Here is a 21,975-nt window from a genome sequence, read left to right as displayed (position 1 = left end):
ACAGAGGTGCGGCGAAAAGTACGCTGACCTCTGTTATACAACAAAAGGCCACAGACTAGAATTGCTGTCTATGGCCTCTCAATCTATTTAATATCTTCTCGATAAATGGGCAATCTTAATAAACATAGTGAAAACTACATTTTAAGCAGGCATAGCAAAACTATACTCTTATCCATTTACCGATGAAGATAGTAAGCTCTAAGCTTAAAGATTAACCTCTACACAACGCTTCATCGTATACATTTGTGCAGAGTTAGGTTTTGTAACAAATTTTAAATATTTTTTACTAATCATTATTTTCACTTCCTAATATTTTTATACATCATTATAATACAACATTTTCTATATATTTTCAACCATATGAAATTTATCTATGTACAATTAAGCTATAGACAGATATTTATGCCTATAGCTAATATTAGAAAAAAGTCTAAACAAACGTTTAAATATATTCTATTAGATAATTTCCAAACCCTTTTTTATTGTATACATAATACATTTTAAAACAACGATATATTCGTTTAAATAAATGCCTATGAGAGATTAAACTTAGAAAATAATTTCAAGATTTTTATGATACCAATTATTCTTAAATAGAATTTAGAAAGTAGGTGGTGTTATTGCATATATTACTTCACAATATTTGTCGCATGTATTCTCCCACTTGTGATTTGTATGTGGAGGTATTCTAACGCTATCCCCACAATTTAATTTGATTACTGAATTCATTATGTAAATTGTTACTGATCCTTCTAATACATATGCAACCTCTTCACCTTTATGGTTAGAAAGTTCTTTTGAAGATGACTTATGAGGTGGAATTTTCATCATCGAAAACTCTATTGCCCCTTTTAAATTTGGTGTTAAAAGTTCATATACAAAACTATCATCTTCAGACAATAACTTCCTTCTATTGCCGCTTCTTACTACTAGATCTTCATTTGAATCATCGTTTATAAAAAAATTAAATAAAGGTATATCTAGGGCATAAGATACTTGCTTTAACGTGTTAATAGATGGATTAGCTGTTCCTTTTTCTATTTGACTAAGTAAAGATGGAGTTACTCCTGTTAAATTCGCTAGCTCCTTTATAGTCAAATCCTTCATTTTTCTGTACGCATTAATATTTTTTGATATGTCTACTTCTACCATTTATAAACAACCTCATTTTTATATATTTTATTTTTCTATTATAATTAAGATTATATCAAGCTTGTTCTAATTTGGCAATTTACTAGAATTCCTAACATTCTAATGTTGTTTAACTTAATTCAATATTATTAATTTTAATTAAATTAAATTAATTGCTGTTAATTTATAGTAAATATAATTGTTTTTTATTGTAAAAAATGTTTAGTTATATAAAATTTTATTTTATTTTTATGTATAATGTTAAATTTTATATAATTTTGCCTTTTTTATTTGTTATCTCCTTAGTCTTATGTCTTTTTTTAAATAAAAAATGCTGTGTCGATAAACACAGCAGTAAATAAGGCATAGAAGTGCTAAACATCGCCTTCTTAAACCCGAAGAAGTATTGCACGTACATAATTAGCAGGTGCTCAATTCAATAATGATTATTATCTACAGTATCTATTGATAGCTGCTTCAAAATTTTTAACATGTACTTCTTCATCTCTAATTATTCTTTCTAATACTTGCTGGACATAACCATCGTTAATCATAAGTATATGTTGTCTATAGTTTGCTATTGCCTGTAGCTCTGTTTCTAAATCATTATGTAATTGGTCACATATTCCAAATCCATATTTCACAAACCCTCCATACCAGTAATCACCGTTGGTACTCGCTGATCCTCTATATACAGGTTTCCCGCCAAGAAGTACGATCAACCTGGAAAGTACCCTCATATGCCACATTTCTACATCAGCTATTTTAGTCCACATATTAATAAGATATGGATCTAAATTTACAAAATCAGAAGCGTGAAATCTATATTGGTTTACTGAAGTAAATTCGCTTATTACTCCTGCAAAATCATCCATTATTATCTCTGCAAAGTACGGGTTCGGCCCTTCTACCCTTATTTCGGGATAAGGAGCAAAAGATTGGAATACTTCTTCACTACCAGTAACACCTTGAGTTCCTGGTACCCCTTGATTGCCTTGTACCCCTTGAGCACCTTGAATTCCTTGAATTCCTTGACCATCAGCCATAAAATTTCCTCCTTTATTAATTGATTATCGCTATAGATTATGTATCACTCTATAGAATATATATGTAATAAAGGAGGATTAAATACAATAATTGTCTATATAGTATCTTTATCTTTCCTTAATTCAATTGTAATTGTAGTTCCTACTCCAAGTTCACTTTTAATATATATCTTTCCACTACATATATCGATTATTCTTTTTGCAAGTGATAACCCAAGACCATTACCTTCACTAAGATGTGATCTATCACCTTGGTAAAACTTATCAAACATGTGCCTTTGAATATCTTCGGTCATACCAATTCCGCTATCTGAAATTTCAACTTCTATTTTATCTTTAAAATCCATAAGCTTAATAGATACTTCTCCGCCGTCTTCTGTAAATTTTATAGCATTTCCAATTAGATTTATCCATACTTGTTGTAGAAGATCTTCATTTTCTACAATATTTACTTCCTCTAGATCTATATCTAGGTTAATATTTTTTCGGCTCCACTCCTGTTCCATAATAAGTATTGCACATCTAATTTGCTCATCAAGCGAATACTCAACCTTTTTAGTATTGATCTCTTGATTTTCTATCTTAGACAACTTGAGAATATTTGAAGTCAATTTTGACAATCTAGTCGATTCACTTATTATAATATCAGTAAACTCTTTCTTTTCCTCTTCACTAAAATTATTGTCTTGTAATAGCTTTGCAAATCCCTGAATAGACGCAAGTGGCGTCTTTATTTCATGTGATACATTGCTGACAAAGTCATTTCTAAGCGTCTCAATACTGCTTAATTCATGCACCATCTTGTTGAAGTTTTCTGTTAGAAATCCAAATTCATAGTCCTTTGGGATATCCACACTTACGCTAAAATCCCCTTTAGCTACCTCTTCTGTAGCTCTACTTAAAGCTCTAACTGGACTTAAAACTCTTTTAGAAATAACTCCTGATATTACTGTAGCTATGATTATAGAAATAGTTATAGCTGTTCCAGTTATTAAGAATCCTCTGAAGTGTTCATTGTTTCTATTAAAGCAAGTAGATATAATCAAGTAGTTATCATCGACTTTTAATACAGTCTTCACAATAGGTATCCCCTTGAGTCTAATTTGACTATATTCTCTATTTTTTAATTTATCTAGCTCATCTTCATACTTTGATAAATCCTCTATTTTACTTACTCTGTACATTCTATTACTGCTCAATTCACTAATTTTATCTACTGAATAGTCCGTGTTCTCGGATAGATCTAGTACTGTATTTACAATTTCTAACTGGCTATCCATTGATTCTTTAACTAGACTTTCACTTGAAATCAGTACAGATATTAATATTGTACAAACTCCTGAAAAAAGCATCATCATAACAATAAGAGCAACTAACTTAACTCTCAAATTTTTCATCATACCTTTTTTACCGCCTTATACCCAAGACCTCTCACAGTTACTATCTCAAACTCTTCTAAATCGTAATATTTTTCTCTAAGCCTCTTTATATGGACATCAACAGTACGTTCATCTACATCATTATCCATTCCCCAGATTTCATCTAGAAGTTGTCTTCTTGTAAATATAACCTCAGGATAAGACAACAACTTAAATAACAAGTAAAACTCCTTCTTAGGAAGTGTAGTCTTTTCTCCGTTTATGCTTACAGATATCTCATCGTAATCTAAAACAATATCTCCAACATACACCCTATGTTCGTTAGATATTTTAGACCTTCTAAGCAAAGCTCCAATTCTAAGTATCATTTCCTCTATATCTATAGGTTTAACCATATAGTCATCAGCCCCGACAACAAAACCCTTTTTCTTATCATCAAATGTCTCTTTTGCAGTTACCATCAGTATAGGCATATTGTATCCCGACTCTCTAAGAGATTCGGTTAAATCATATCCGTCTAAATTGGGCATCATAATATCTGATATAACTAAATCAATATGTTCATTATCTATAATATTTAAAGCTTTTTCACCATCTTCAGCTACGAATGAATTGTAACCATTCTGCTTGAGAGTAGCTGATATAAGTTTTCTTAAATTTTTATCATCTTCTGCAATTAGTATATTAAACACTTTATCACCCCTAATTATCATATTACTCTAAATAATACTTTCTTAATATTAACTGATTGTGAACATATTGAAAAATAGATTGAATTTATTCACACTCGGTTCATAATACAATTTTACAATTATATAACTTAGTAGTAAAGGAGGAGAAAAATGCTACAGTTAAAAGATATAGTCAAAAGTTATACTACAGGTGAATTTACACAAGTTGCCCTTAATAAGGTCAGTCTTAAATTTAGAGAATCAGAGTTTGTTGCAATCCTTGGGCCTAGTGGCTCTGGTAAAACGACTTGTTTAAATATTGTAGGTGGACTTGATCAATACGATGAAGGAGACCTCATTATAAACGGGAAATCCACAAAGAATTTTAAAGACTCCGATTGGGATGCTTACAGAAATAACAGTGTTGGATTTGTGTTTCAAAGTTACAACCTTATCTCTCATTTAAGTATAATGGATAATGTTGAGATGGGAATGACTTTGAGCGGCGTTTCATCTAAAGAAAAACATTCAAAAGCATTAGAGGTTTTAGAAAAGGTTGGGCTAAAAGAGCACGTACATAAAAAACCCAATCAATTATCCGGTGGTCAAATGCAGAGGGTCGCAATAGCGCGTGCACTTGCAAATGATCCAGATATTATACTTGCCGATGAACCGACAGGAGCATTAGATACACATACAAGCGTACAAATAATGGAGCTTATAAAAGAGATTTCTAAAGATAAATTAGTTGTTATGGTAACGCATAACCCTGATTTAGCAAATGAATACACTGATAGAATTGTCGAGTTTAGAGATGGTGAAATAAAATCTGATAGCAACCCATTTGATGATAAATTGGTTAATTCAGATTACAAGCTTAAAAAGACCAATATGAGTTTTCTTACGGCTTTAAAACTATCTGCTAAAAATATTTCGACTAAAAAATGGAGAACTGCACTTACTGCATTTGCATCAAGTATAGGAATCATAGGAATTGCACTAGTACTCTCTCTGTCAAATGGATTTGACAAACAGATCGGTGAGTTTGAAAACAGTACACTTTCAGGATTCCCTATAAGCATCAACCAAAAGATGGCCAATATGGATGTAGATGCAATGAAAGAGCAGAATAAAAAACTAGCAAGTAAATCTGTAAATAAGGATCAATACCCAAGAGTAAATCATATTTACCCTTACGATCCTAGTGATAACAGTCTAGAGCACACAAACAAGTTTACAGATGATTACCTAGAATATGTAAAAGACATCAATCCTGAAATGCTTTCAGGTACATCGTATACAAGACTTGTAAATATGAATATGCTAAAATCTGATGGAGAAACTGCAACCCCAGTTAATACATCTACAGTCAACTTTTCTACATTTCCAAGTGGAAAAGATTCAGATTCAAGCAGTTATTTAAAAAACAACTACGATCTACTATCTGGTTCATTCCCTAAAGATAAAACAGATTTAGTACTTATTGTAGATAGTTACAATAGACTTGATAAAAACATGTTAAAAGCATTAGGTATGGAAGATTCTAAAAATGTAAATTACAAAGACATCGTAGGAAAAGAATTTAAGTTGATTTTAAACGATGACTACTATAAGAAAAATGGAGATTTCTTTACTACTAAAGCAAAATCAGACAATCTTATAGATCTTTACAACAACGATAATGCAAAAACAGTTAAAATAGCTGGTGTTCTTAGATCTAGTGAGGATTCTAAATTAGAAATACTTTCACCTGGCCTTTTCTATTCAGACGATCTAGCTGAGTACTTTATAGATGACGCTAAAAATTCTGAAATAGTAAAAGCTCAAAAAGACACTGACTACAATATACTGACAGGACAACCTTTTGGAGAAGAAACATCAACATCAACACATCCTGCAGGAGCAGATCAGATGGCGACAATGGGAAATTCAGTAGTTAAAGCACAAGCCCCTACAAAAGATCAGGTATTATCACAATTGGGTGCTAACTCTACTCCATTTTCTATAACTATATATCCAAAAGATTTTACTACAAAAGATGATATATTAAGTTACTTAAACAAATGGAATAGCGGTAAAGACGTTGAAGATTCAATCTTATACACAGACCTAGCTTCCACATTTACAGATTTATCAGGTGGTATAATGGACTCAATTACACTTGTCCTTATTGCCTTTGCATCGATATCGTTAGTTGTATCATTAATTATGATAGGTATAATTACCTATATATCAGTACTAGAGAGAACAAAGGAAATTGGTGTACTTAGATCACTTGGAGCTAGGAAGAAAGATATAACTAGAGTGTTTACAGCAGAAACATTTATAATAGGAACTTGTTCAGGTGCACTTGGTATACTAATATCTTATTTATTGACTTTCCCAATAAATAATATACTTAAGAACTTAACAGATCTAGATGGTGTAGCTCAGCTTAACCCTGTTCACGCTATACTTCTTCTAATTATAAGTGTATCTCTTACACTACTTGGTGGTGCTTTACCTGCAAGAATGGCCGCTAAGAAAAATCCTGTTGAGGCACTTCGTACAGAATAGGAGTTGCCGCAGGAGTTTTCGATTTGTTGGGTTTGCTTCAGGGCAAAACTATCGGTACAGTTTTGATTGTTTCTCACCCAACGAAATCGATAACCCACGCTGGATCAAGCTTTCGAGTTGAATATAGGAATAAAAATATTGACATATTTTCGATTTAAAGTAAAGCTAACTGCTACTAAATGATAAATTAATTATTATTTAGTAGCAGTTTTTTTATTTATCGGTTTTATCCGAAGGGGCGATATAATATGAGTTCTTTCTTCTCATATAACTCATTCCGTTAGGAATATTGCTAGAAAGCCCTCACGTATAAAAGAGGTGAGTAGTTCCAGATATATTGCACCTACTAATATAATTAAGCTTTTATTAAGATTTAAATAAGTTTATATTAAAACATCGTATCTATAAATGTAGTTAAATAGTCTTATAGAAGATAATTTAACTACGGAGGAACCAATAATGTCTAGAAAGAACATTAAACAACAGGAAAAACGAAAATTAAAACCAATTTTTATTATGGCTATCATTTTATTCAGTATTACTTTATTAGTTAATAGTATAGGAAAATTTGTTGATTTAAATAATATTACTGTTAACTCACTTAGTCAAGAAAATAATGAGATTGACAAATTAAAAAATATTCGAAGTAAAAACGGTATATTAGTAGATAATAATAGTGGTGAGATCATAGCAGAGAAAAATAGCAATACTAGATGCTATCCAGCATCTCTTACAAAAATAATGACAACAATTGTTGCCATAGATGAATTAAACGATTTGGATGTAAAAATACCTATAAGAAGTGGTGTGTTTGAATCTCTTAGAAAATCTGGAGCTTCTATTACTGGATTTTTACCAGATGAAAAAGTTAAAGCTATGGATGTTCTTTATGGAATAATGTTGCCTTCTGGAGCTGAATCATCAATTGCCGTTGCAGAATATATATCTGGGTCTGATGATAACTTTGTTAAACTTATGAATGAAAAAGCTAAAGAACTGGGTATGAAAAACACTCATTTTACAAATGTAACTGGGCTTCATAATAATAATCATTATACAACAGTTTCTGATTTATTTTTAATGCTTGATTATGCTCTCGAAGATGAAACATTTAGAACTATATTCACAACAGAAAAATACTCGACATCTCCTACAAATTTAAACTCGGCAGGGATAACATTTAGGAGTACTACATTTGATAAAATGGAAGCAGAAAACTTTGTAAGAGGAAAAATAATAGGTGGTAAAACAGGATATACTGAAGAAGCAGGGAATTGTTTAGCAAGTCTTCTCGAAAATAATGGTAAGGAATATATATTAATTACTACAGGTGCCAAAAAAACTGATAAAGAGCCATCTTCAAATATAGTAGATGCCTTTAATATATACAATACATATTTCACAAATTAGGCTTTAACTCTTGTTAAACTAAAGAAGAATAAAATCTTCACTGGAAATGATAAATAACTATAAATATCTTCAAGTGAATATTTTTTGATATTAGATAAATATTACTAAAACTATTGAATTTTCAATTTAGATAGTAAGGTATTATATTGATTTAAATACTTTAATATTTAGGTATTAAAAAGAGACGAAAATAAAATCCAATTTATTTGGATTTTTTTTCGTCTCTTTCTTAATTTTTAATAATAATTATTTAAAGGGAAGGTTTAAATGTTTTAATTTCAAAATTCTTTACTTCTTTACGTACTTCTTCATAATCTTTTTTAGTTTTATCTGACAACCCATCGGTACTTGGTTAGTAAAATTCATAATTCCCCTCTTTACCTATAATTTCCTTATTTTCAAATTTTGAGAATAGTTCTTTTTGTGCTTCACCCGCTTTTTTACTCTTATCTATATTTGCTCCAACGCGAGTTCTTTGATTATAATGTTTGCGACAATCAAAATCTTTCCGATAGTTTTGTCTTGGAGATAACATGATAAAAAATGAACTTGCGCAGACAACCTTAATTTTCTAATCTATTTCTAATGTTTCATTAACTTAGAACTAAGAATCATTACATATAATAAGATTATCAACAACAATCAAACAATAAAAACAAAACATCTGAAGAAATGATAAACATAAAAGTTTATTTACATAAAATATCTTAAGGGGTGGTAATATGGTTAGGTTTTGTGTCAACATAGCAAAGATTATAGGAATTATTATACTAATAGGAATTGTCTTGGGGTTAGTTGGATCGACAATAGGATTTGTAGTAAAAATAGCTATTCCAATTTTACTTATATATCTTGCTAATGAAAGAATATCAAAAAGTGGTTTTGTAAACTTCGCAATGCTTGCAATAGGGATATTGATGTTAATAAGAGTTGCTTTAAACTTCATACATTTTATATTCTAAGCTTCTACTAGCATAAATTAAAATTTGATTTGCAAATAAAAATTTAAATAAAATAAACCAAAAATTTAGGAGGAATAAATTATGATAACTTTAGAAATGATAGATGAACTAAGAAAGAGAGTCGATGTAAGTTTTGAGGATGCAAAGGAAGCTCTTGAACAAAATAATGGAGATATACTTGAATCTATAATATATTTAGAAAAAAACAAAAATATAAGAAATAGCAATAGAGGATTCAAGGATATAAATGATTTTAAAAATGAATTTAAAAAAGGTTTTGATGATTACAAAGGTTATGGCAATAAACATAACACTGGCGAAACTTTAACTGGAATAGCTAGATGGATTAAAAAGGTTGTAAAAGTTGGAAATAGAAACCATGTTGTTATAAAAAAAGAAGATAAAATAGTAATGAATATACCACTTACTTTCTTAGCTATAGGTACTGTATTTGCTTTCTATATAGTAATCCCTCTACTATTATTAGCAATGTTTACAGGACATAAAATTAATTTCGTAGGAGAAGATGTAGAAAAAACTTCTGTTAATGAATACAGCTCAAAAGTTGGAGATACTGTAAACGATATAAAAGTCGAGTTAAGGAAATAATAAAAATAGCATTTAGGATATTGAAAATATGTGTGTATTTTCAGTATCTTTTTGCTATTATAGGATATAAGAATACAACTTAATATATTAGTGGGAACTATGGAGGGATCTATGAAGGGAAATATCCTTATAGTAGAAGATGAGGTAAAGTTAGCTCGTTACCTTGAGTTAGAATTAAATTATGAAGGCTATACAATTGAAAAGTCTGGTAACGGTAAAGAAGCTCTTACGCTTGCTATTGAAAATAATTACGATTTGATTTTGCTGGATATAATGCTACCAGGTCTTAGTGGTATGGAAGTCCTTAGACGACTTCGCGAACTAAAAGATACACCAGTAATAATGCTTACGGCTAGAGATGAAACTTTTGAAAAAGTAAGTGGATTAGATCTCGGCGCTGATGATTATGTAACTAAACCATTTGAAATAGAAGAACTTTTAGCTAGAATAAGAGTTATTTTAAAGAGAAAAAAATCTTATGTAGAGGAAAGCAACACTCTTACACTTGGTAACTTAAATATAGATCTTGATAAGTACATAGTAAAATATCAAGACGATGTAATTGAACTCACAAAGAGAGAGTTCGATTTACTTAAGTACTTAGTGGAAAATAAAGACAGAGTATTATCGAGAGATATTATTTTAGAAAAAGTCTGGGGCTTTGACTACTACGGTGATACCAATATTGTCGATGTGTACATTAGATATCTCAGAAGTAAAATTGATGATATATACAGTGAGAAATTTATTTACACAGTTAGAGGGGTTGGATATGTGATAAAGTATGAAGAATAAACATAAATTTGACGATATAAAATTTAATAAGGAATCTAGTAAAGCTTCTGTTGTATTTATATTCATAGTTAGAGAAATAAAAGAATTAGCTAGCAATGCCTACCAATCGATGCTTGAAAAATTCAGACTGTCTATAGTATTAAAATTAAATATTATGTACTTTTTTAGAATGTTTAGCGTTTTTATAACTCTAAATTTGTTTATGGCTGTAGCGACAGGTGCATTTGTAATCGCCAGAACAGAACAAAGCTTAGATAAACAGCTCTATTCCTACTCAAACTATATAACTGAGGAGAAAATAACTTCAAATAAGAGTGTAAATAAAGATACTAAAAAAGTACTTGGTTTGTTGAATAAATACGATTCAACCAATGTTAGTATTTACGACAATAAAAATAAACTTATCTATAAAAATAGTACTATTAAGGGAGAGAAGTTGGAAAGTCCCACAAAGTGTACAAAAATAGATATTTAGATATCTACAAAGATACTAATAATAAATACAATATAAACTTCTTGTTTAAAAGAAATTTATCTATTAACTATAAGCTTGAGGAAACTGTAAAAGTTGGCAAAAATAATATTCAATTAGATATGTCGTACGACCTTACAGAAGATGTGTGGCTAATTGGCACTTTGATACTTGTGTTATTTGTTATTGAAGGTGTTATTACACTTATTTCACTAATAAAAGTATCTATTAAAACTAAAAAGATACTGAGACCTATTGACGATATGAATAGAACAGTTAAAGATATTACTATTAACAATATAGACACTAGATTAAACATCTTAGGATCTCAAAATGAACTTAAAGATCTAGCAAACACATTTAACGGTATGCTAGACAGAATTCAAGAATCCTACGAAACACAAAATCAATTTGTTTCAGATGCGTCACACGAACTTAGAACTCCACTTACAGTTATACAAGGTTACGCTAGAATGCTTAGCCGCTGGGGTAAAGACGACAAAGCTGTATTAGATGAATCTATTACAGCAATTGAATCGGAATCAGAAAATATGAAAAGTCTTATAGAACAGCTTCTATTCTTAGCTAGAGGTGATAAGAATACCCAGAGGTTTAATAAGGACATGTTTAAATTAAACGACCTTATCGATAACTTAGTTAAAGAGAGCAACCTTATAGATGAAGGAAGACATATTATAAAGTCTGATTTAAATGAACCTATAAATATAAATGCAGATAGAAATTTACTTAAAGAAGCACTTCGAGTGTTTGTAGATAACAGCATCAAGTACACTAAGTATGGCGGTGAAATAACTCTATCTTCTTATGCAACTGATAATAAAGCAACTATTGTTATTAAAGACACAGGTATAGGTATGTCTAAAGAAGATCTTCCAAAGATTTTCGATAGATTCTACAGAGCTGATAAGTCCAGAACTAGAGAAACTGGAGGTACAGGTCTTGGATTAGCAATAGCAAAGTGGATTATTACCAGACACGGCGGTACAATCGATGTTACCAGTAAAATAGACGTTGGTACCACGTTTATGTTAAAGATACCACTTGAGTAATTTTTCTATAGTAAATAAAATATATTGTAAACATTACAGGGAATCTAAATTATGTTAGTTTAATAAGTTTTTGAGCATTAAAAACTTATTAATCTAACAGATCTAGATTCCTATTTATTTATACTGATTTTATTATGTATTTAACTTAATATTAAAGTTAATTATCTTTATTGAAATAAAAATATTTTTATTTTTGTTACGCAAGTTATTCCAATGGTTTGACAGTTATTTATTGCTTTTTTCTACGCAGTTGGGTTTTTTATACAGTTTATTTGAATAATGTATTAATAGGATCACAACTAAAAACAGGTGTCGTTTCCATATTGAGTTTCAACCTTCATGAAAGGATGTGTCTATATGGAAATAGTTATTTTAAGTATGTTAGCATTTATTGCTAGTATTCTATTTGCTATTAATAAGGTTCTAGTACAAATAGATTTACTGCTTGGTAACTATATGGAAATAGATGATAAGATACAAAAAATAAAGAAACACCCGAAAGGCCATTCGGATGTTTCTGACATTGATTAAGTTTTTTATCATATAAGAAGCGACACCTAACGACCATTTAGATGTGATCCTTTTACTATTATATTCATTGCTTATATTAAGTATACATCTAAATAACTTACTCGTTAATTCATCTTTACAATAAATTAAATTACATTGATTTACATTATGTCTTTTCTAACGATCATGTTCAATACACTTTATGATGAATTATCATTCATATGGCCTTTGTCTTATATTTAAATGATTTTTATTTATAAGATACTAATCGCATGTGCATTTTAATTAACTTAACTTAGTGTGTCACTTTCAATATAGTTTAGATTTTTTCTTAGTTCAGATGCGATATTCCAATTTATAATCCCTCTTTCAAACAAACTCTGTATAGTATGTCTCTCTATTTGAAGTGAAATTACTTCTATTTTTTTCTTTTCGTCTTTATCAACTCTTCTTATTATCGGTCTTCTCGACATCAATTTTATACCTTTGTAGTACTCAATTACTTTGTTGTATGTTTTTTCATTCTCTTCGTTTATATTATTTTTTAGGTACTCTATTATATAATCCGCATTAATCGCATGCGTATCTTGTATTGCTATCATTCTAGTTTTCTCTTCAAAAGTTGTAACTTTTTTTCTTCGTTTATAAAGCATCAACATCCTAGATAGTCTTTTAAATCCAATAGATGCTGCTGTTGCCAAAGATTCTATCCTAATTTTATTCTCGAGTATGCCTTCACAATCGAACGCTACATCTTCATCGATCTCATTTTCTTCTAATAATCTATGTGTATTCTCAATTTCCTTTTTAAAACATTTTATAAGCAATTTTTTCTCTTCTTTGCTTCTAATTTCCCAGCTTTTATAATACGTATTTCCTCTTTCAATTTGACTGATTTGATACTTGTACTCTGCAATGGCCATACCTACATATGGATTATCCGATTCTTTAGACTTTAGTGTCTCTATAGTCTCTCTCCACACTCTTATTTGAGCCTTCTTAAGCTTCTCTGAGTAATCATATTCTTCTGAAGTATCCTTTTTCGCTAACAATGGCAGTATAAATGTCGCGATCAAAAGCGTTACCAGCATTACTCCAACTGCCAAAAATAAAATTAAGTCTCTATTAGGAAACGGATTACCATTGTTCAGAGTTAGCGGAATAGAAAGAATCGTTGCAAGTGTAACAGAACCCCTAACTCCAGATAGCGAAGTTAAGAGTGCATCGAACCAGTTTACTTTTATACTGCCCTCACTCGATTTATCACCAATACTGTACATAAATAATACCCAAATAAATCTAAGAAATAAGAGAACAAATGATATAATCAGAATATATAAAATGGCAACAGGTGTATTGATTGTAGCTTCTAGATAAGCTGTTTTAATTATGTTAGGAAGTTGAAGTCCAACTATCATGAATACAAATCCATTTAAGATATAAACAAGTACCGACCATGTATTTTCAGATACTTCTTTAAGCCTTGCATTATTTATTTTTGGTTTTTTAATAGACACTGAATATACCATTCCAGCAGCTACTACAGCCAGTACCCCCGAAACTTTAAATACCTCTTCTGAAATTAGATAAACTACAAATGGTGTTAATATTTGAAGTAGTACTTCTACAGTCAAATCCTCCATTCCAAGGCTATTTATCCATTTTTCAAAATAAATAAGAAACATTTCTAAAATTAAACCTACAATTACCCCTCCTATTGCAACCAAAAAGAAATTCTCAGTTGCATTAAAAATGGAAAATGTACCCGTAAGTACTGCTGTAAGCGCAAATTTAAAACATACGATACCTGAGGCATCGTTCATAAGACCCTCTCCCTCTATTATGTGAACCACTTTGTTGGGAAGGTCAATTTTTTTAGAAAGCGCACTAACTGCAACATAATCTGTAGGTGATAAAGCTGCTGCAAGCGCAAATGCAGCGGCTAATGAAATTGGTGGAACCAGCCAGTTTATAAGTATTCCAACTATAAATACCGTTGCAAATACCAATGCCAACGCCATTAACAGTATATTTTTTCTTTCTTTCCAAAGTGATCTCTTATCGACACGTTTTCCATCGTAAAAAAGAAGTGGAGCGATAAACATCAACAAAAATGTATGTGGATCGAGTTCTATATTAAACATCGGATTTATTATTACAATAATCGCACCCATAACGATCTGTATTATAGGAATTGATAAATATGGTAAAAATCTACTTATCACGTTTGAAAGCAGTATACAAATTAACAGAATTAAAATATATGTAAATATAGGCACTCCTCCTTTAAATTGAATAATAATACATATTTATATTTTTGTACATTATTTATAAAATCATACATATATTTTACCATATATTGCTCTTAAATTACTTTATTGTCAATATTTTGTTATAATACCATAAATAATAAAATTTTTTAAATTTATTATTGTTATAACTGTCGTCTTGCTTGCCATATTTATTATCGAATTTTATTTGTTCATTTTTCTTACCCATTTCTTACAAAACTCTTTTTTTATTTAAACGCTACTCTGATATTCTGAGCCTTTCAACTATGCCGTCTTTACTCACTATTTTATATCCTATTACAGGAACTGATAGCATTAATATAGATATTACTATAAAGCATATCGACACAGATATAAGGTATAGTTTTATATTAAATCCACTGTATATAGGAAGTGCCATAGGAGCTAAATATGCAACTAAAGCTCCAAGGGGTATAATAAATATCATTGAAAACAATATATAGTAAAGACCTTCGAACGTCACCATCTGTCTCAACTGTTTCTTAGTCATTCCAATCGATTCTAACATTGCAAATTCAACACGTCGTGCAAATATTCCTGTGAATACAGTATTTATTATATTAATAGCTCCAATTGTACCTAGTACCGCCGATATGCTAAGTCCTATTATCATTAATATCACCTTAAACTCTATCAGCGACTCGATGTAGTAATTTTTAGATAAGTATTTAAGACCGCTATTTCCAGTGTCAAGTACTAATTTTTCAATAGCTTTATCTGCGTATTTTATATTAGCATTATCTTTCAATTTTATGTCAATTCTACTTATACTATCATCATATTTTTTGAATATATTTTTGAAAGTATTTTCGTTGATATTAAACATTGCAAGGTCAATACCTGAACTTTCTTTGTCCGCATCTTCTACTACTGCAATTACGTTGAATTCTTTGGTTACATTTTCAACATTACCCTTTGTATCCCTCATTATAAAAGTAACAGGTAACTTTTCTCCTGCTTTTATAAAATCGCTCTTTCCTGCTTTAGTGTAGTATATTAAGCCATTATCTCCCATAAAGTCTAAACTATCTACCTTACCATCTATAACTTTCGCATTTTTCAGTCTTTCATCTAATCTTTCTCTTTCTATTGCCTGTACTCCTGTGTTGATAAAATCAGCTTTTCCATTTGGATTGCCGTTTCCCGATTTTGTATACTCATTATATCCTTTATAACCATCTATATTTTGTTGACTATCTATTTCTTTTTTCAACTTACCGTCTAAATGTATATCCACTCCAAAGTTATACATATTTCCACCTATAGTCGGAACAATAGCTTCATGAACTAAATCTACATAATCTACAAAGTCCGACAACTTTAAGTTATTTATAAAATGCTGTGTTATTGGAACATATTTTTCACTGTCGTAAAAATCGCTATTTGTAATAGATATATCGTAATTCATCTGTTTGTCAGCGTGTTTCTCAGGGTCCATTCCTAAGCTAGCATTTATTGTAAATATCACTATAAGAGCGCTAAGTGTTATCGATAAGATCGATAAAATTACCCTTTTTTTGTTTTTAAATAAATTAGACCAAGCCATTTTGTGTATCTTGGCACCATGAACACCTTTTTTACTCTTCTTCTTAGATTTCTTTGAATCCGAGTCAGATGACACGTATTTGACAGCTTCTATTGGAGACACTTTCCCTGCAACTTTTCCTGGTTTTCTACAGCTGATAAATACTGTAGCCAATGAAAATAGAATAGAAACTATAAATACGTATATATTAGGTGAAACCACAACTATATTTCCGAATATGGTAAATCTAAAAGCAAGTGGAACTAATAATTTTGATAATAGGTGTCCTAGTAATAACCCTATAGGGATACCCACTAAAGACAATGTTAAAGCCTGCTTTATAATTATTTTTCGAAGTTGCTTTGAAGTAGTTCCAATTGTTTTAAGTAGCCCATAAAGCCTTATATCTCTGTTTACAGATATATAAAATATATTGTAAATAATCAAATATCCAGTAAAAATCACTAGTAAAATACCAGCAACGGCAGATGTTATAAAAGCCGTTTTATCTGAAGAAGAAGTAACTGCATCATCGTATTTAGGATGGACTTTGTACTTAGACGCACCAATATCCTTTGTTACTTCTTTTAATTTATTTTCAACATCTTTATAAGAAGAGTCTTTATCTACATTTTTTAGAATCACAAAGGCAGACCTAGAGTTCTTTTCTTTTAGTATATCTTTATTGTATTTATCGATAAAATCGTCTGAAACAAACACTCGTGTTCTTCCAGAACCCCTAGGAACTAGAGATTCATAGTATCCCGACAATTTAAATCCGATAGTCTTTACTTTGTCATCAACAACAACATCTAGATTAATATTCTCTCCTACTTTTTTATCTACACCAAGTATTTCTAGAACCCAAGTCGGCATAAACACTTCATTCGATGTCTTAGGTAACTTACCTTCAATAGGCACAATAGCCATCATTTCTATAACTTCTTTATTTATTCCCGCATCTAAATATACCCCTTCGTTTAGAAGTTCTTTATTCTTTAATTTTCCTTTACTTGCAAATTGCTCTATCCCAACCTTATCAACATTTTCATGAGAATACAATTTATCTAAAGTTTTTTTATTTCCAATTATATATCCATCCGCATCTATACCATATGAACTTATCATATTGTACTTTTGACTCGTTGTATAAAGAGTTGTTCCAGCGGTTATAGTCGTTGTAATAAGAAGCGTTGTAAGTGCAATTGCCATAATTGCAAATATATTTCTCATTTTATTTTCTCTAAGTACCTTATTGCTTAGTTTTTTTATTGTCGATTTATTGTTATTTTGAAGCATATCCACTACCTCCAAATATCTTTCCATCTTCAATTCTAATTATCCTATCTGCCATTTGAGCTACCTGTTCATTGTGAGTAATCATAACTATTGTCTGATTAAACTTTTTACTTGTAATTTTTAAAAGTCCCAAAACTTCTTGCTCTGTTTTGGTATCCAAGTTACCAGTCGGCTCATCTGCCAGTATTATCGAAGGTTTAGTGGCCAAACTTCTAGCTATTGCTACCCTTTGTTGTTGTCCACCAGAAAGATTATTTGGAAGTCTATCTATCTTATCATTTAGACCCAAAGTATTGATTATACTGTCTACGTATTCTACATCTATTTTATTTCCATCAAGTTCTATTGGTAAAACTATATTTTCATATACATTTAGTATTGGAATCAAATTATAGCTTTGAAACACAAACCCTATATTTCTGCGTCTAAAAATAGTAAGTTCATCATCTTTCATACTAAACATATCTCTTTTATCAATTACTACCGATCCCTTAGTTGGTCTATCAAGTCCGCCAAGCATGTGAAGAAGTGTACTCTTTCCACTACCAGATGTACCCACAATACACACGAATTCCCCAACCTTTATATTTATATCGACTCCATCAAGCGCCTTAACTAAATTTTCTTTTTCTCCATAATATTTTTCTAGACCTCTAGTCTCAAGAATGTTCATTTTATCCTCCCTAATCATTAAATAATTTATTTATACTCTTAATATAAACAATAAATATAACAAACTAGTGTCTCTAATATAACAATTGTGACACATTTTATTTAGGTTGGTAAAAATACTGAAAAAGTTGATCCTTCATTTACTTTTGATGTAACTTTTATAAATCCTCCTTGAACTGCAATTATCTCTCTTGCAAGATATAGACCTATCCCTATCCCCTCTTGTTGATTTGAATTTTTACATCTATAAAACCGTCTAAATACACTGTTTAATTCTGTTTCATTTATTCCAATCCCGCTGTCTTCTATATCTATCCTATTGAATAGTTCATGAGATACTAAATTTATTTTTATAGATTGATCTTCTTTGCTGTACTTGATAGCATTTTCTAATATATTCACAACTGCTTCTTTTGTCCATTTTCCATCGTAATTTGCAGTAATTTTTCTATCTCCCTCAATATGTATATCTATATTTTTGATCTCTGCAATAGGATATATCTCTTGAACAGCTACCGTTATTGTATCTATAATTTTTGTTTCACTTTTACTAGGTAAAATTACTCCACTTTCTAATCTAGACATTTTTATTAGAGATTGTATAAGAAAATTAAGCCTTTCTGACTGTAGATTGATGTCCTTTAGTATATCTCTACTGTACTCGTCGAGGTCTTTGTTTTCTAAAATCAGTTGGCTAAATAAAACTAAATTGGATATCGGCGTTTTTGTCTGATGCGATATATCTGCAACTAATGCATTTATTTTGTTTCGTTCATTTTCTATTTCAAGTTTATTATTTTGAGATACTTTTATGTATTTATAAAGTTTGTACTCTAACGAAGATAAAATTGTATCTTCATATGTATCAATTACTAGCTTTTCATTAATTGTATCTTCAACAATATTTTCTAAGTTATTTATAACTTCTAAAAAAGCCTTTCTAAGTTTATATAAAAGACCTGCAACAATAATTAATACAAGTACGACATAAAATAGAGAGATCTGTTTGATAAGATCAAATTCAAATTTGTTTATATTGATTATAAATACAATAAATATAGAAGATACAATAAAAAAAGCTGAGAAAAATCCTATGTATATACGATTAAATTCATTATTATTTTCCATAGCTACCACCGCAATCAAATAAATAGCCTATTCCGTATACTGTTTTTATATAAACAGGTTTAGATTTATTTTCTTCTATTTTTTCTCTAAGTCTTTTTATGTTTACTGTCAGGGCATTTTCATCTACAAACTCCCCTCCATCGCTCCAAATTCTATCTATTAGCTGATCTCTTGTTAGCACATGATTCTTGTTTTTTATAAGTATTTTTAGTAGTTTTTGTTCTGTTTTGCTTAAAATCAACTTCTTATCATCTTTAGTGTATTCCATGTTATCAAAATCAAAACTCAGGTTATCAATCTTTATCTTTTCAACCTTCTCTTTACTGCTATTTAACCTTCTTAGAGCAACCATAATTCTAGCTCTAAGAACCATCAAGCTGAATGGTTTTGTAATATAATCGTCTGCCCCTAACTCTAAACCAGTTACTATATCTAATTCCAAATCACAAGCTGTAAGAAATATTACAGGTATATCTGATTTTTCTTTTACTTTTTTACAGAAATCAAACCCATTTCCATCCGGAAGGTTTACATCTAGAATTATTAGATCTATCTCTTCGCTTTTAAATACTACATCCGCTTCCTCTAAGTTAAATGCTTGTCGTGATTCGATGTCAGGTTGTTTTATAGTAAGCATTATTCCCTTGTTTAATGTAATATCATCTTCTACTATTAATATTTTCTTCAATTTTTCACCCTATTTCTCATTTATCTTTTGCTTAATCTTAACATTTTTGTGCAATAATTAAAAATCCCTATAATTAAAATGTTTTGACAAATATATATTTTCTTAAATATTATTATATTTTTTATCTTTTGTTCCAGAATTTAGTAGCTTTTAATTTTCCCAAGTCAAAGTATAGGTTAATGAATTTAGATTATCATATCATTTAAATAGAAAATATGCTTGTACTAGAGTCTTTTTTAGTTTTGATACAAAAATGAAGGCCCTTCATACCAGTATTTATATACTATAATATGAAGAGCCTTCAATATTTAATTTTACTTACTTATTTACTTATCTACCTACTCACTTATCTACTTACTTTCTACCAACTCTCTTTACGAACTCTCCGTATCCAGGTGTTCCAACGAAGTCTCCATTATCGTATACAAGGTTTCCACGTACAAACGTCTTAACTGGATATCCATGAAGTTTCTTGCCTTCCCAAATAGTATGGTCGTAGTCAGAGTGCATTGTATCAACTGTTACTGTAAAATCTTTATCTTTGTCGTAAATTACTATATCAGCGTCTTTTCCAACAATAAGAGCTCCTTTATCGCTACATCCGAAAATCCTAGCTGGATTAGTTGAGCATAGCTCTACAGCTCTACTAAAACTTAATTTGCCATCATTTGCAGCTGCAAGCATGTACGGATAAAGATTTTCAACCCCTGCGCATCCATTTGGAATCTTAGTAAAGTCGTCTTTCCCCCAATCTTTTTCGTAGCTTTGGAATGGGCAGTGATCAGTTGCAACTGTATCTATTGCACCTATATTAATTGCATGCCAAAGAGCATCTCGACTCTCTTGACCCTTCATTGGTGGCGAACACACAAAGTTTCTTCCATCTTCTCTTTTGTATACATCACAAGTGAATTCAAGGTATTGAGGGCATGTTTCTATGTAAATCTCAGCACCTTCACGTCTTGCATCAATAGCAGCTTCTAAACCTTCTTTGTCGGCCATATGCACTAAGTAAAGTGGAGCATCTATTGACTTAGCCCAGTGAACTGCACGTTTATCTGCTTCTGCTTCTACAAACTCAGGTCTACTTAAATAGTGGTACCATGCAGAAGTCTTTCCTTCTTTAAGGAAGTTTTCAATATTCATATCAATAACATCTGGATTTTCGGCATGGATATTAGTTATCGCTCCTGTTTCTTTAGCTTTTAGCAAAACTCTAACCAATGTTGCATCGTCTACCATCATTCCTTCTTTTTTATAAACTAAAAAACATTTAAAACTTGGAATTCCATATGCAACTGCATCCTCAAATTCATCTAAAATAGATCCTCCATTTAAATCTGTAATACAGCAGTGGAAAGCATAATCTACACAGGCCTCTGGATCGCACATATCTTTTCTAGCCTGAACTGTTTCGATAAGCCCGCTTCCTTTTCTCTGCATTGGATAATCAAAAACTGTTGTAACTCCACCACATGCTGCAGCTCTAGTACCAGCCAAATATCCATCAGCAGATACAGTTCCACCAAAAGGCATTGCTAAATGTGTATGAGCATCTATAGCTCCTGGAAGAACAAGTTTTCCAGAGGCATCAACAACTTTTGCTCCATCACATGTGATATCTGCTCCGATTTCATATATCTTTCCATCTTTTACGCCTATATCCGCCTTGTACATATCTGTAGCAGTAACTAGTGTTCCATTTTTGATAATTAGATCCATATCATTACCCCCAATAAA

Annotated in this window: 18 protein-coding genes; 8 read left to right on the top strand and 10 right to left on the bottom strand. The window is 30.6% G+C overall.

Annotation, left to right across the window (positions count from 1 at the left end):
• Positions 1-600: 600 nt before the first annotated feature.
• From T473_RS0111025 to T473_RS0111010, 4 genes are all read right to left on the bottom strand, one after another.
• On the bottom strand, positions 601-1,152 hold the full coding sequence (locus T473_RS0111025; protein WP_024621958.1) for a cupin domain-containing protein: 552 nt from the start codon (positions 1,150-1,152) through the stop codon (positions 601-603).
• A 428-nt stretch (positions 1,153-1,580) separates the two neighbouring features.
• Complete coding sequence (locus T473_RS0111020; RefSeq protein WP_024621957.1) at positions 1,581-2,177, bottom strand: ferritin-like domain-containing protein; 597 nt, start codon at positions 2,175-2,177, stop codon at positions 1,581-1,583.
• Between the two features lie 95 nt (positions 2,178-2,272).
• Entirely contained in the window at positions 2,273-3,577 is a 1,305-nt protein-coding gene (locus T473_RS0111015) for a sensor histidine kinase (RefSeq protein WP_024621956.1), read from the bottom strand.
• Entirely contained in the window at positions 3,574-4,248 is a 675-nt protein-coding gene (locus T473_RS0111010) for a response regulator transcription factor (RefSeq protein WP_024621955.1), read from the bottom strand. Before T473_RS0111010 ends, T473_RS0111015 begins: the two co-directional genes overlap by 4 nt.
• A 150-nt stretch (positions 4,249-4,398) precedes the next feature.
• On the opposite strand from T473_RS0111010, the gene T473_RS0111005 reads away from it, so the two are divergent.
• The 8 genes from T473_RS0111005 (at position 4,399) to T473_RS18520 (ending at position 12,632) form a co-directional block, all read left to right on the top strand.
• The gene (locus tag T473_RS0111005) at positions 4,399-6,783 is read left to right on the top strand and encodes an ABC transporter ATP-binding protein/permease (RefSeq protein ID WP_024621954.1); all 2,385 of its coding nucleotides are present in this window, start codon (positions 4,399-4,401) and stop codon (positions 6,781-6,783) included.
• A 459-nt stretch (positions 6,784-7,242) separates the two neighbouring features.
• Positions 7,243-8,193 carry a D-alanyl-D-alanine carboxypeptidase family protein gene (locus T473_RS0111000; RefSeq protein WP_029791716.1) on the top strand — a complete coding sequence of 317 codons (951 nt, stop codon included), beginning with the start codon at positions 7,243-7,245 and terminating at the stop codon, positions 8,191-8,193.
• A 722-nt stretch (positions 8,194-8,915) separates the two neighbouring features.
• The gene (locus T473_RS0110990; RefSeq protein WP_024621951.1) at positions 8,916-9,155 is read left to right on the top strand and encodes a hypothetical protein; all 240 of its coding nucleotides are present in this window, start codon (positions 8,916-8,918) and stop codon (positions 9,153-9,155) included.
• 81 nt (positions 9,156-9,236) lie between these two features.
• Complete coding sequence (locus T473_RS0110985) at positions 9,237-9,764, top strand: DUF4342 domain-containing protein (RefSeq protein ID WP_024621950.1); 528 nt, start codon at positions 9,237-9,239, stop codon at positions 9,762-9,764.
• A gap of 111 nt (positions 9,765-9,875) precedes the next feature.
• Positions 9,876-10,559, top strand: coding sequence for a response regulator transcription factor (locus tag T473_RS0110980; protein WP_024621949.1), 684 nt, complete (start codon positions 9,876-9,878; stop codon positions 10,557-10,559).
• Positions 10,549-11,034, top strand: coding sequence for a hypothetical protein (locus T473_RS0110975; RefSeq protein ID WP_029791715.1), 486 nt, complete (start codon positions 10,549-10,551; stop codon positions 11,032-11,034). The genes T473_RS0110980 and T473_RS0110975 overlap by 11 nt, the downstream gene beginning before the upstream one ends.
• Entirely contained in the window at positions 11,013-12,101 is a 1,089-nt protein-coding gene (locus T473_RS0110970) for a sensor histidine kinase (RefSeq protein ID WP_051365909.1), read from the top strand. The genes T473_RS0110975 and T473_RS0110970 overlap by 22 nt, the downstream gene beginning before the upstream one ends.
• A 357-nt stretch (positions 12,102-12,458) precedes the next feature.
• Positions 12,459-12,632: a hypothetical protein gene (locus T473_RS18520; protein WP_161627554.1), complete on the top strand. Its 174-nt coding sequence runs from the start codon at positions 12,459-12,461 to the stop codon at positions 12,630-12,632.
• Positions 12,633-12,901: 269 nt separating this feature from the next.
• Here T473_RS18520 and T473_RS0110960 read toward each other — a convergent pair whose 3' ends face one another.
• The 6 genes from T473_RS0110960 to hydA all read right to left on the bottom strand — a co-directional run bounded on the left by T473_RS0110960 (position 12,902) and on the right by hydA (position 21,957).
• Complete coding sequence (locus tag T473_RS0110960; RefSeq protein WP_024621948.1) at positions 12,902-14,890, bottom strand: Na+/H+ antiporter; 1,989 nt, start codon at positions 14,888-14,890, stop codon at positions 12,902-12,904.
• 250 nt (positions 14,891-15,140) lie between these two features.
• Positions 15,141-17,747: an ABC transporter permease gene (locus T473_RS0110955; RefSeq protein ID WP_024621947.1), complete on the bottom strand. Its 2,607-nt coding sequence runs from the start codon at positions 17,745-17,747 to the stop codon at positions 15,141-15,143.
• On the bottom strand, positions 17,734-18,420 hold the full coding sequence (locus T473_RS0110950) for an ABC transporter ATP-binding protein (protein WP_024621946.1): 687 nt from the start codon (positions 18,418-18,420) through the stop codon (positions 17,734-17,736). Before T473_RS0110950 ends, T473_RS0110955 begins: the two co-directional genes overlap by 14 nt.
• Before the next feature lie 101 nt (positions 18,421-18,521).
• Positions 18,522-19,547, bottom strand: coding sequence for a sensor histidine kinase (locus T473_RS0110945; protein WP_024621945.1), 1,026 nt, complete (start codon positions 19,545-19,547; stop codon positions 18,522-18,524).
• Entirely contained in the window at positions 19,537-20,235 is a 699-nt protein-coding gene (locus tag T473_RS0110940; protein WP_024621944.1) for a response regulator transcription factor, read from the bottom strand. The genes T473_RS0110945 and T473_RS0110940 overlap by 11 nt, the downstream gene beginning before the upstream one ends.
• A 354-nt stretch (positions 20,236-20,589) precedes the next feature.
• Positions 20,590-21,957, bottom strand: coding sequence for a dihydropyrimidinase (gene hydA / locus T473_RS0110935; RefSeq protein WP_024621943.1), 1,368 nt, complete (start codon positions 21,955-21,957; stop codon positions 20,590-20,592).
• Positions 21,958-21,975: the final 18 nt, after the last annotated feature.

Source organism: Clostridioides mangenotii TR, assembly GCF_000498755.1.
In the GTDB taxonomy this organism is placed as follows: Bacteria; Bacillota; Clostridia; order Peptostreptococcales; family Peptostreptococcaceae; genus Metaclostridioides; species Metaclostridioides mangenotii_A.
This window is presented reverse-complemented; position numbering and strand designations above follow the sequence as displayed.

Coding starts and splice junctions, on each gene's coding strand:
- T473_RS0110945 (WP_024621945.1), bottom strand. CDS start 19,547: ATGGAAAATAATAATGAATTTAATCGTATATACATAGGATTTTTCTCA.
- T473_RS0110950 (WP_024621946.1), bottom strand. CDS start 18,420: ATGAACATTCTTGAGACTAGAGGTCTAGAAAAATATTATGGAGAAAAA.
- T473_RS0111015 (WP_024621956.1), bottom strand. CDS start 3,577: ATGATGAAAAATTTGAGAGTTAAGTTAGTTGCTCTTATTGTTATGATG.
- T473_RS0110955 (WP_024621947.1), bottom strand. CDS start 17,747: ATGCTTCAAAATAACAATAAATCGACAATAAAAAAACTAAGCAATAAG.
- T473_RS18520 (WP_161627554.1), top strand. CDS start 12,459: ATGGAAATAGTTATTTTAAGTATGTTAGCATTTATTGCTAGTATTCTA.
- T473_RS0111005 (WP_024621954.1), top strand. CDS start 4,399: ATGCTACAGTTAAAAGATATAGTCAAAAGTTATACTACAGGTGAATTT.
- T473_RS0110990 (WP_024621951.1), top strand. CDS start 8,916: ATGGTTAGGTTTTGTGTCAACATAGCAAAGATTATAGGAATTATTATA.
- T473_RS0110985 (WP_024621950.1), top strand. CDS start 9,237: ATGATAACTTTAGAAATGATAGATGAACTAAGAAAGAGAGTCGATGTA.
- T473_RS0111020 (WP_024621957.1), bottom strand. CDS start 2,177: ATGGCTGATGGTCAAGGAATTCAAGGAATTCAAGGTGCTCAAGGGGTA.
- T473_RS0111025 (WP_024621958.1), bottom strand. CDS start 1,152: ATGGTAGAAGTAGACATATCAAAAAATATTAATGCGTACAGAAAAATG.
- T473_RS0111000 (WP_029791716.1), top strand. CDS start 7,243: ATGTCTAGAAAGAACATTAAACAACAGGAAAAACGAAAATTAAAACCA.
- T473_RS0110975 (WP_029791715.1), top strand. CDS start 10,549: ATGAAGAATAAACATAAATTTGACGATATAAAATTTAATAAGGAATCT.
- hydA (WP_024621943.1), bottom strand. CDS start 21,957: ATGGATCTAATTATCAAAAATGGAACACTAGTTACTGCTACAGATATG.
- T473_RS0110980 (WP_024621949.1), top strand. CDS start 9,876: ATGAAGGGAAATATCCTTATAGTAGAAGATGAGGTAAAGTTAGCTCGT.